We start from the raw sequence: 12,055 nt of genomic DNA, 5'->3' as shown, positions 1-12,055 counted from the left end.
TTTCAGTTTGTAGACAAAAGGTTACGAGATTTGGGCTCTTCGAGCCACTATGTTAAGCCGTTTTAGGACCTTTCCATGTCCAAGTGGCCATCTTCTTTACATTCATGGCAGCGAAAGTAAGCATCGCCTGCATCGACAATTTTTTAAGTCCCCTTAAAGTAGTCCAACGCATACCATGCTTTTCTTTTGCATCTGCGAATACACGCTCAATCGTTTCTTTGCGTTTCGCATATATAGGTTTTACCTCTTGATGATGACGCAGATGATCTGCTTCTTCCACATATGCTTGCCAGATATGCCGTGTCACTACTTTTTGATGGTCTTTGCTTTCCGTACACCGTGATAAAAATGAGCATGTTGCACAAATTTGTTTGGGCGATTTGTACTCGCGATAGCCCTCTTTATTTGTTGTTGAGTACTTTAAAGTTTCTCCCGAAGGGCAAAGGTAACAATCAAAGTGTTCATCGTAAACATAGTCATGTTTGCGAAAGAATCCTTCTTTTGTACGAGGACGTGTATAGGGTAAAGCAGGTGTGATTTCTTTGTTAAATAGGTAGCTTGTAATCGCTGGTGTTTTATAAGCTGCATCTGCGGCAACTGCTTCTGGTTTTCCAACTTTCTCAATCACTTGCTCAACAAGTGGCTCCAAAATATGACTGTCATGTGTATTACCAGGTGTTACAATCGTTCCCAATACAAAACCGTTGCCGTCTGCGGCCGCATGGAATGAATAGGCAAACTGTTTTGTTCGTTCATCTTTCACATAGTAGCCACTCTCAGGATCCGTAGTACTTTCTTTAATTGCTTTGGTTTCTTCCTTATCAAATTTATCTGGTGGAAAAGGCTTCTTTCCGTGGTTTTCACGATCTTGATTGATTTCTTCTTGAAGACGTCCTTGATACGCTCGTGTTTCTTTACGAACGATTTTCTTTTCAAATTTCCGTTTATTCGCACTGGCTTTCACATGGGTGGAATCCACGAAAACGTGTTCTACACTTATTAACTTTTTATTAGCAGCTGTCATTAAAATGCGACAGAAAATCTGTTCAAACAGGTCTGTATCTTTAAAGCGTCGCTCATAATTTTTTCCGAACGTAGAGAAATGAGGTACTTTATCATGGAAACCATAGCCTAAGAACCAACGGTAAGCCATATTGGTTTCAACTTCTTCAATCGTTTTACGCATGGAACGAATACCGAAGGTATATTGAATGAAAGTCAGTTTAACTAAAATAACTGGATCAATACTTGGGCGTCCTACCTCTGAGTACATATCTTTCACCAAGTCATAAATGAAAGTGAAGTCAATGGCAGCCTCCATTTTACGAACCAAATGGTTCGGTGGCACCAGTTGATCTAAAGTAATCATTTCAAGTTGATCTCGCTGAATAGAATCATGTTTAGAAAGCATCCTCATCACCTCAAGTTTTAATCCTTCAATTTTAAAACAAAAATGACTCCAGTCAAAAGTGTTCTATCTAAATGGTAAGACAAAGTTGATTGGAACGGAAGGTACGAGACTCCTGCGGGAAAAGCGCGTCTAGGGGAGACCCCGCAGGCAAAGCCGAGGAGGCTCCCCGACCGCCCGCGGAAAGCGAGTGCCTGGAGTGGAAATCAACGTCTAAATTGTACAGGCCATAAAAATAGACAAACTCGATTTTCATCGAGTTTGTCTACAGTCTGAAAGGACGGACCCTAAAGGGAATCCGTCCTTTTTCACCTGTCATTATAGCGTTCTTCTGCCATGCGTTAACGTTTCATCCGTTTCGGTAATACCTGAATAAGAAGAATTCGATTTACGCGAATCTGCGTCAACCAGCACAAGCAGCTTGCCGCTTTTCACATCCGCTTCATATCGATTCGCCTCATCTTCCGGTAAGCCCATCCCAATCAATGTACCGGCCAAACCGCCTGTACCAGCGCCTACAGCCGCACCAGCCAATGTTGCAGCAAGCGGCCCTGCTGCCAGTACCGGTCCGATTCCCGGTATTGCCAATGCACCCACTCCTGCTAATAAACCAGCTGCTCCTCCCAAAATCCCTCCGGTCGCTGCACCAGCCGCGAGACCCTCTTCAGCCTTCGTCCCAGTTTCTTCGTTCACTGTCTTTAACTCCTCTTTATCTTTTGCCACCACCGATATATCATCACGGTTATATCCATCGGCCTGCAAGGCCTCAACAGCCTTAATGGCTTCTTCTCCAGTTTCATATACACCAATTATCCGTTTATCCATTTCTATCATCCTCCTTAAAGAATGTAATCTATCGCTCCTCCTTTACATACCCCAGAAAGTGGAAGTGGTAAACGTCACGTAACAGGAAAAAAATTTCTAGTTAACACTTGGAAAGGGAGGGTATATATAATGATAGTATGCAAATTTTTGGGAGGTTTTCTTTTTGCTCATCGAGTTACTTAAAGATTTAGTATCCATTGATAGTTCATCGAAAAAGGGAGCCAACGAAGCAGTTGAATACTGTGCGGACTGGCTTAAAAAGCAAGGGTTGACCGTGAATGTAATCGTTAATAATGGGTATAGGATGCTCGTTAGCGAGATTGGCCATGGAGATAAAACCGTTATCTGGAATGGCCATGTCGATGTTGTCAGCGGGACTCCGGATCAATTTTTCCCACAGATTCATGAAGGGCATCTATATGGACGGGGTGCAGCCGATATGAAAGCAGGGGTTGCCGGAATGATGTGTGCATTCTCCGAACTGAAAGATAGGAACTTGGGATTGAAAATCCAGCTGCAGATAGTATCGGATGAAGAAATTGGCGGGTTGAACTGTTCTGGCTATTTAGCGAAACATGGTTATAGAGGGGACTTTGTAATTTGTGCCGAACCTACCCAATTGGGAATTGGCCTGCAGGCAAAGGGCGCCCTGCGCCTTGATATTGAGGTATCTGGTAAATCCGCCCATGGAAGCCGTCCGTGGGAAGGCGTGAATGCAATCGAGAAGGCCTATGAACTCTATCAAAAAATAAAGGAGCTTCCGTTCACGAGGGATCATACCCCCCTTTACGATTCCCCCTCACTTAACCTAGCAAAAATAAAAGGCGGGGATGTTTACAATAAAGTACCGGATGCCTGCTTGCTCAGCCTGGATATCCGCTATCTCCCTACACAAACAATGGAAGAAGTCGTCACACAAATTGAAAGTGTGACGGGGAAGAATATTTTCATCAATATGTACAGCAAGCCTGTGAAAACGGAAGAATCGGACCCATTCATCTCACTGCTTCGTCCCATAATCAAAAAGAACACCAACCAAGATGCCGTGATTTTCGGACAACACGGTTCGGCTGACACTGTCTTTTTTGCCGCTTATGATATTCCAGCCATCGAATTCGGCCCAAAAGGCGAGAATTGGCATGGTGACAGGGAATGTGTCAATCTGGAATCAGTCGCCATATATCAAAAAATGCTAGTTGATTTTGCAACGGAATTCACTTTAGTTTAATAGATTTGATACTTTGAAAAAGATGCCGTCTGCTTTTTGCAGACGGCATCTTTTTTAGGTTTCATTACCCCGATACTGGTTGGAACGGGCAAGGACCAAATTCGCTAAATCCGCAGGGAATCGGGGGAGTATCTTTGATTTCAATGCAGAGTACAGTGGAACGGAAGGCACGACACTCCTGAGGAATTGCGCGTCTACGTGAGACACCACAGGCTGAAAGCCGAGAAGCTCACGGACTGCCTCTGGATAAGCGAGTTGCCTGCAGGGCAATGGAACGGCCCACGTATAGATTCCCAAATACTGCGGGCAATCGCGATTTCCACTTTTTGTTCACACAAGTTGGAGTGGAACGGAGGTACTTCCAACCTTAGTTTCTATATTAGATCCATTTAAAATAGTAACCGCATTCCCCCCGCTCTCATTGGCCATCAATTATATAGCAATAATCCAGTCATAATCACGCTGCATTTTTCACAAGATTGCATAGGCCTTTTAAACCAGATGTAATATATCCAAATATTGTACATTTAAACAAAATACGTCATTACACATGCAAAAAAAGCTTTCCAACCGACATTATCAATCATTATAAAACATATCAAAATAAACCTCGACAAGTCCTTTTTTACTAGTTTATATTACATCCGCATATCAACAGAAACGTTTTTGTAACACAATTACTATTCCAGCGAAACATTATTGTCATATAGACCTGTTATTCTAAGTCTACGATTTAAAACAAAGGAGACTATTCATTTTGAAAAAAATACTACTTCCAATTTTCACTGCTTTCTTCCTGGTATTTAGTTTTTCCGGAGTTTCATCGGCTGCTACTACTACATACAAAGTCAAAAGCGGCGACACACTATGGGGTATCGCCAATAAACATAATATAACAGTCAATCAACTCAAAGGTTGGAACAACCTAAAAAAAGATAACATCCATCCAAAACAAGTTCTAAAGGTGAAAAAACCTTCGAATTCTGCCAAACCAAAGGCTAAAACAAAATCATCGTCATCCAAGAAATATAAAACGATCACCGTGAAGGCAACCGCGTACACAGCAAATTGCAAAGGCTGCAGCGGGATTACGGCAACGGGTCTTAACTTAAAGAAAAATCCTAAAGTAAAAGCCATTTCCGTCGATCCCAAGGTCATTCCACTAGGAACAAAAGTTCATGTGGAAGGATACGGAGAAGCCATTGCCGCAGATAAAGGCGGAGCTATCAAAGGGAATAAAATTGACGTCTTCTACTCATCCCATTCAAAAGCACTTGATTGGGGCAGAAAAACGGTAAAAGTCAAAGTCTATAAATAAATTCTAAAAACCAGCCTGAAATGATCAGGCTGGTTTTTCTTTTTCCCCTCCTTCCATCCTTTCAAACCACGTCCCAGCCTTAAACATTTACTGAAAATTACGACAATGGTATGATAAGTACATCTTACAAATAAAGAGGTGTTCACATTGAATATTGTCATTATGGGGGCCGGGGCGCTTGGCTGCTACTTCGGGGGCAGATTACAGCAGGCAGGACAGCATGTTCAATACTTGGTCCGGAAGAACCGTGCCAAGCAAATGAAGGAAAACGGCATCGGGATAACCAGCCCTCACGGAAACTATCAATTTAACGAACTTCATATTTCCGAAAATGTGCATGATATTGAAAAAGCGGACTTGGTCATTCTTGCCGTTAAAGGACCGCATCTGCAGGGTACACTATCCGATTTAAAAGTGCTTGTTGAAAAGGGAGCTATGGTCCTCCCGCTTTTGAATGGGCTTGAGCATATTTCCATTTTACAGAATGAACTGGGTGAGGAAGCCGTGCTCGGCGGAAGCGCCTTCATCATTGCCACTCTTGATGAAAAAGGCCATGTCATTCATTCGAATGAGAATCATGATTTAATCTTCGGTCCGCTTCACCCGTCACAGTCAAAGGTATGCGATGAATTTGAACAAGCTGCAAAATCAGCTATCATGTCAGTTGGCAGAACGGAAAACATATTAATCAGAATGTGGATCAAATACATGTTCATAACCGCCTTTTCCGGTGTAACTACCGCATCCAATCTCCCCATCGGTGCGATACGGAGCTTTCCGGCAACCAAAGGATTACTGGAAAATGCCCTTATTGAAATGATGGAGCTTGCCAACGCTTATGATATCGGGATAACCAGGCAGAACGTTGTTCAGGCCTTGGAGAATATGGAAGGTTTACCGGAAGAATCCACCTCCTCCATGCATCAGGATCGCCGGAAGGGCCTAACACTCGAAGTGGAACATTTACAAGGCGGCGCACTGCGTCTTGCCGATAAGGCTGATTTGAAGCTTCCCGTGATCGGAACGCTTTATGCACTCATCAAACCATTTGAGAATTGATGCAATGATACCGGTGCCCAGCCGGTATTTTTTTTACGGCACCTCCCCTTAAGACCAAAAAGACCTAAAAGAACAATATCACCAAAAGAATATTCCAGCTCCTCCTTCTGTTACACTAAACCCAAGTTTAGTAAGCGCTATCATATAACGAAGGAGAATGCCCCATGAAACTATTAAAAAATTTAACGGTTCAGGTCATTATCGGAATCATACTGGGGATAACGGTCGGCTTCTTATTCCCTGCTTTTGGTGAACAGCTGAAGATATTGGCTGATTTATTCATTAAAATGATAAAAATGGTCATTGCACCGATCATCTTCCTCACCGTCGTAATCGGAATTGGCGGCATGGGTGATATGAAAAAGGTTGGCCGCATCGGCGGAAAGGCTTTGCTCTATTTTGAAATCGTTACCACTTTCGCCCTTGCCATCGGAATCATCGTAGTCAATCTGCTCGGACCTGGCAAAGGCTTCAACATCGACTCAGTCGAGGGCGGGGATGTATCACAATATACGACAGCCGCTTCAGAAACGGAACATGGCGCCATCGCCTTCATTTCTACTATCATTCCAGATAATGCCGTTGCCGCAATGGCTGGAGGAGACCTGCTTCCCATCCTCTTCTTTGCCGTTTTGTTCGGTTTATCCATGGCCGCCATGGGACCGAAAGTACAGCCAGTCGTTTCCTTCCTTCAGCATATTGCCGATATTTTCTTTGGCATCGTCAGTATGATCATGAAGGTCTCCCCATTGGCTGCCTTTGGCGCAATGGCTTATACCATTGGTAAATTCGGCCTTGGATCCTTAAGCTCGTTAGGGCAATTGATGGGAAGCGTATATATCACCATGGCCCTTTTCATCATTCTTATTCTTGGTACGATCGTTAAAATCTATGGCTTTAATATTTTCAAATTCATTGCCTATTTAAAAGAAGAAATCCTCTTAGTATTAGGGACCTCTTCTTCTGAATCTGCCCTGCCAAGCGTGATGAAAAAACTGGAGAAATACGGGTGTTCAAAGTCGGTGGTCGGTTTGGTGGTCCCAACTGGTTATTCTTTCAACCTTGACGGCACATCGATTTACTTATCCATGGCAGCCATTTTCATTGCCCAGGCCTATGGCGTCGATTTAAGTATCTGGCAGGAGTTGACGCTTCTGGGAATCCTGATGTTAACCTCCAAAGGAGCTGCCGGTGTAACGGGCTCTGGATTCATTACACTTGCTGCAACATTAGCGGCTTTTCCAATGATTCCCGTTGAAGGAATGGCATTGCTGCTCGGGGTCGACCGCTTCATGTCTGAAGCTCGTGCCATCACGAACCTTATCGGTAACAGTGTCGCGACAGTGGTCATCTCCAAATCGGAAGGTGAATTCAACCCAAATCATGCCCTCTCCGATAATATCGGCGAAGTGGCCGTATCATCCGAGAAATAAATAGAAATGAAAAAGAGGGGGCATACTTTCCCCTCTTTTTTCACGTTTCTCCCTCCATTTCAACATGGAATCCATCACTTTCAAAAAATAACCAATCAAATAAATTTCGGAAACGCTAAAAAGTGTTTATACTTTTATGTAACAGGTAAAAGTATAAAGTTGAAAGTTTTATTTAGTAGTTTAATGGATTAAACCAAAACTGGAGGTTTTATCATGAAGGATTACGGATTATTTATTAATGGTGAGTGGTCGGATTTTGGATTGGACAAAATCGAAGTGACAAACCCCGCAACGAATGACATCGTCGCCACCGTTCCAAAAGGTGGAGCAACAGAAGCGACGAAGGCTGCCGATGCCGCATATGAGGCCTTTACCGATTGGGCTGCACGCTCGGTCTACGAACGGGCTGAGTTAATTTGGAAATGGCATCGATTAATTGATGATAATAAAGAAGAACTGGCTAAAATCATGACGGAAGAACAAGGCAAACCATTTAAAGAAGCCCTTGGTGAAATGACTTATGCCAATGGATTTTTATCTTGGTTTGCGGAAGAAGGAAAACGCGTGTATGGTGAAACGATTCCTGCCTCCGTATCCAATAAGCGGCTCTTCGTGACCAAACAGCCAGTTGGGGTCGTTGCTGTCATTACACCATGGAACTTCCCTGCAGCGATGATTACCAGGAAGGTGGCTCCCGCCCTTGCTGTAGGCTGCACTGTCGTCATTAAACCGGCTAACCTGACGCCAATCACCGCTTTAAAGATGGCTGAATTAGCTGAAGAAGCTGGGATTCCAAAAGGCGTCATCAATGTCGTCACAGGGAAATCATCTGAAATCGGGGAAACTTGGCTTCAAGATGCAAGGGTCCGCAAACTGACGTTCACCGGTTCTACAGAAGTCGGGAAAACATTAATGAAGGGATCGGCTGACACGGTCAAGAAAATCTCGCTTGAACTCGGAGGTCATGCACCAGCAATCGTTCTTGCAGATGCCGACCTTGATAAAGCGGTCGATGGCATCATTAGTTCCAAGTTCAGGAATGCCGGACAAACCTGCGTTTGTTCCAATCGTATTTATGTGCACGAATCCATTCAAGAAGCCTTCATTGAAAAGCTCGTTGCCAAAGTCAAGGAACTCAAAGTAGGAAACGGATTGGAAGATGGCGTCGATATTGGACCGCTCATCGACCAAAATGCTGTGGATAAGGTTCAAAAACAGATTGATGAAGCGATAAACAGCGGTGCCAAGCTCGAAGCAGGCGGGAAAGCCATCGGCGGCCTTTTTCTTGAACCAACCGTCCTATCCAACATTGATGACAGCATGCTTTGCATGAAGGAAGAAACGTTCGGACCATTAGCTCCCATCGCCTCCTTCAAAACGGATGAAGAGGCAATCACAAGGGCAAATGACTCCATTTTCGGATTGGCAGCATATGTCTTCACTGAAAATATCACCAAAGGGATTCAATTCACCGAAGCACTTGAATTCGGAATCGTCGGCTTGAACGATGGGCTTCCATCCGTACCCCAAGCACCATTCGGCGGCTTCAAACAAAGCGGACTTGGCCGTGAAGGCGGTCACCAAGGCATCGAGGAATTCCTGGAAGTGAAATACATTTCTTTAGGCTTGTAATTCCCTCAAGACAAAGGGACCGGCTCAGATGAGCAGGTCCCTTTTTTTCATTCCAATATATTTTCTTCAAGCTTTTCCTCTTTACGGATCCTGATGAACTTCACGATATTCAGTACGATCGTTTTAACGACTGAATATGTTGGAACCGCCAAGATCATACCGATGATACCGGCTATGTTTCCCGCAACGAGCAAAAGGATGATGATGGTAAGCGGATGTGTGTTCAATTTTTTCCCGATTACCAAAGGCGAAATCACATTCCCATCCAGCTGCTGGATGATCGTTACAACGAGGATGACCAGTAACGCTTGAGTCGGCGAATGAATCAGCCCCACGATGACCGCGGGAGCAACCCCGATGAAAGGACCCACATACGGAATGATGTTCGTAACGGCACCAATCAGCGCGAATAGGAATGCATAAGGCAGGTCAATGATCAAATAACCAATGAATGTGCCAATCCCAACAAACATGCAGACAAGCATCTGTCCTTGTATGTACGTGGTAAGCGTTTCTCCCGTTTCCTGAAGAACGGTTAAAGCCGGCTTCCTGTATCCAACCGGTACGAATTTCATGATCGCGCTCGGGAGTTTATCTCCATCCTTCAACATATAAAACAGGATGAAAGGAACCGTCACCACCACTAATGTAATGTTCGTGACTACACTGAACACGGAAGATAAGCTGTTCGTTATATTGGTAGGTAAATCGGTCAAATATTTTTGCAGCGAATCTCCTACCTTTTTCAAATCTACATAATCTTGTTCCATCGTCCACAAAAACCATTTTGACTGAGCCGAATCTTCAATGAACTTCCTTGTTTGATTGAAATAATCCGGAAGGTTATTGATTAAATCGGTAACCTGTTTGGAAAGGGACGGACCAACTAGACCAACCAGCAAACTGATCAACCCAAGGAAAAATACATAAAGCAATAATATTGCCAATCCCCTTGGCACACGTCTTTTAGCGAGGAAATCAACGGTAGGGTTGAACAAAAAGTAGAGAAAACCCGATATCAAAATTGGAAAAAACAAAGTTGAAGTAAAAATCACGATTGGTTCAAAAAGAAAAGAAATCTTTGTACCAACATAAAAAAGTAAAGATAGTAATAGTAACTCTAACGTCCAAAAATGCAGTTTTTGTTTGAACAAATTATCTCCTCCACAATAGCCATTCTCTATAACTCTTTTTTCTATGGAAACAATATCATTACGAAAAACTTTATGTATGATAATCGTTCATTGTTAGCAGTTTACCATATTTCCATAACTCGAATGTATAATTTAATGCAAATATAAAAGAAACCTCACCCTGACTCCTTTCCATTTCCATATGAAGGTCCTCCATGCTTTTACATGTTGAACCATTTATATATTTAAAGAAAGGAACCAACGGAATTTACCCTTCAAGATACTATGTTCGGCACGTTCATTTTATAGACGCTTGTGACGCATGTTCGAACTCATTCATTTTAACATTCCGCTTTCATCCCTACCAGTAATACCCAAACAGAAGCACTATCCAAACCGGAAATATCCACTTTCAGCTTCCGAACCAAATAAAAAGCCCCGCTGTGAGCAGGGCTTTACGATTATCTTTGAACCTGCAGGGCAGCTTCAAGCATTGTACCATTTTTCATAAAGTTCGTATGCCAGGAGAATGCTTTTTCAAGGATGTGCGGAGTTTGGTGTCCCCCAGTTTGTGCTACGGCTTCCGTGAAATAGGCACGAAGCTGCGGACGGTAGTCAGGGTGTGCGCAGTTTTCGATGATTAATTCCACACGCTCTTTAGGTGCCAGACCGCGCAGGTCAGCTATGCCCTGCTCTGTCACTAAAACATCCACATCATGCTCAGTGTGATCCACATGCGAAACGAAAGGAACGATACTGGAGATTTTGCCGCCTTTTGCATAGGATTTCGTTACGAAAATACCGAGGCGCGAGTTACGAGCAAAATCTCCTGAACCGCCGATCCCGTTCATCATTCTTGTCCCGGAAACATGGGTCGAATTTACGTTGCCGTAAATATCACATTCTAACGCTGTATTGATCGAAATCAAACCAAGACGGCGAATGATTTCAGGATGGTTGGATATTTCTTGCGGCCGAAGAACGAGTTTATCACGGTATTTATCAAGATTACCGTATACCTGCTTTCCTTTTTCTTCTGCTAATGTAATCGAACAGCCTGAAGCGAATTTGACTTTTCCAGCATCGATTAAATCGAATACCGCATCTTGCAGTACTTCCGAGTACACTTCCAAATCTGTAAATTCAGAATCAAGGAAACCGGCGAATACCGCATTTGCCACTGAACCAACACCTGATTGCAGCGGTGCAAGACTTTCCGTTAAACGGCCTGCCTTGATTTCTTCCCGAAGAAAATTTATTAGGTGATTGGCAATCGTTGCAGTTTCTTCATCAGGCGGCACGATTGTCGAAGGTGCATCAAGGTCTGTTGATACGACGATCCCCTTTACCTTTTCAGGGTCGACCGTGATGCCGATGGAGCCGAGGCGATCGCTAGCTGCCGTCATCGGAATCGGTTCGCGCTCCCCTTGACTGGCAGGTGTATATATATCATGGATGCCCTCCAATCCTTCTGGATGGGATACGTTCAATTCAATAATTATATGTTTAGCTTCTTGAACGAAGATAGCAGAGTTACCTACGGAAGTGGTCGGGATGATTAATCCTTCTTCCGTAATGGCCAAGGCTTCGATAATGGCAAAATCGATAGGTCCGACAAGGCCTTGACGGACTTGTTCAGCTGTATGAGATAAATGCTGATCCACATAAGTGACTTCGTCAGCGTTGATTTTATTGCGAATTCCTTTATCTGCTTGGAACGGTAAGCGCTTGTTGATGATCCCGGCTTCCGCCATATGTTGGTCGACTTCCGGCCCCAAGGATGCACCAGTATATACGTCCACTTTGAATTTTTCAGTTTTTGCCCTTTTAACCAGAGCCATTGGAATAACCTTAGCATCGCCCGCACGAGTGAACCCACTCATACCAAGCTTCATCCCATCTTTGATCCACGAAGCGGCTTCCTCCGCTGTAACAACCTTCCCCTTAAATTGTTCGTTGCGAATTTTATTGAAAACGCTTTCTTTCATCCGAAAGACCCCCATTTTTTTGCTTTTCTCA

The 12,055-nt window shown here is 43.7% G+C and carries 9 protein-coding genes; 5 read left to right on the top strand and 4 right to left on the bottom strand.

Annotation, left to right across the window (positions count from 1 at the left end; all coding sequences use genetic code 11):
- Positions 1 to 52 precede the first annotated feature (52 nt).
- Positions 53 to 1,411, bottom strand: a complete 1,359-nt coding sequence (locus tag MHI53_RS02785) for an IS1182 family transposase (RefSeq protein WP_340372699.1) — start codon at positions 1,409 to 1,411, stop codon at positions 53 to 55.
- A gap of 315 nt (positions 1,412 to 1,726) precedes the next feature.
- On the bottom strand, positions 1,727 to 2,233 hold the full coding sequence (locus MHI53_RS02780) for a general stress protein (protein WP_081092274.1): 507 nt from the start codon (positions 2,231 to 2,233) through the stop codon (positions 1,727 to 1,729).
- 163 nt (positions 2,234 to 2,396) lie between these two features.
- On the opposite strand from MHI53_RS02780, the gene MHI53_RS02775 reads away from it, so the two are divergent.
- The 5 genes from MHI53_RS02775 (at position 2,397) to MHI53_RS02755 (ending at position 8,903) form a co-directional block, all read left to right on the top strand.
- Entirely contained in the window at positions 2,397 to 3,461 is a 1,065-nt protein-coding gene (locus MHI53_RS02775; RefSeq protein WP_061140618.1) for a M20/M25/M40 family metallo-hydrolase, read from the top strand.
- 757 nt (positions 3,462 to 4,218) lie between these two features.
- On the top strand, positions 4,219 to 4,779 hold the full coding sequence (locus MHI53_RS02770) for a 3D domain-containing protein (protein WP_061140617.1): 561 nt from the start codon (positions 4,219 to 4,221) through the stop codon (positions 4,777 to 4,779).
- 138 nt (positions 4,780 to 4,917) lie between these two features.
- A complete protein-coding gene (locus MHI53_RS02765; protein ID WP_311316458.1) occupies positions 4,918 to 5,838 on the top strand; it encodes a 2-dehydropantoate 2-reductase in 921 nt (306 codons plus the stop codon).
- A 164-nt stretch (positions 5,839 to 6,002) separates the two neighbouring features.
- The gene (locus MHI53_RS02760; RefSeq protein ID WP_061140615.1) at positions 6,003 to 7,271 is read left to right on the top strand and encodes a dicarboxylate/amino acid:cation symporter; all 1,269 of its coding nucleotides are present in this window, start codon (positions 6,003 to 6,005) and stop codon (positions 7,269 to 7,271) included.
- A gap of 213 nt (positions 7,272 to 7,484) precedes the next feature.
- Positions 7,485 to 8,903, top strand: a complete 1,419-nt coding sequence (locus MHI53_RS02755) for an NAD-dependent succinate-semialdehyde dehydrogenase (protein ID WP_061140614.1) — start codon at positions 7,485 to 7,487, stop codon at positions 8,901 to 8,903.
- Between the two features lie 47 nt (positions 8,904 to 8,950).
- Here MHI53_RS02755 and MHI53_RS02750 read toward each other — a convergent pair whose 3' ends face one another.
- Together MHI53_RS02750 and MHI53_RS02745 are read right to left on the bottom strand one after the other, a co-directional pair.
- The gene (locus MHI53_RS02750) at positions 8,951 to 10,057 is read right to left on the bottom strand and encodes an AI-2E family transporter (protein WP_061140613.1); all 1,107 of its coding nucleotides are present in this window, start codon (positions 10,055 to 10,057) and stop codon (positions 8,951 to 8,953) included.
- Positions 10,058 to 10,497: 440 nt separating this feature from the next.
- On the bottom strand, positions 10,498 to 12,024 hold the full coding sequence (locus tag MHI53_RS02745) for an acetyl-CoA hydrolase/transferase family protein (protein WP_340372698.1): 1,527 nt from the start codon (positions 12,022 to 12,024) through the stop codon (positions 10,498 to 10,500).
- Positions 12,025 to 12,055 lie beyond the last annotated feature (31 nt).

Source organism: Peribacillus sp. FSL E2-0218 (assembly GCF_037992945.1).
Taxonomy (GTDB): Bacteria; Bacillota; Bacilli; order Bacillales; family DSM-1321; genus Peribacillus; species Peribacillus simplex_B.
The sequence above is the reverse complement of the archived record's forward strand: the minus strand, read 5'-3'. Positions and strand labels throughout refer to the sequence as shown.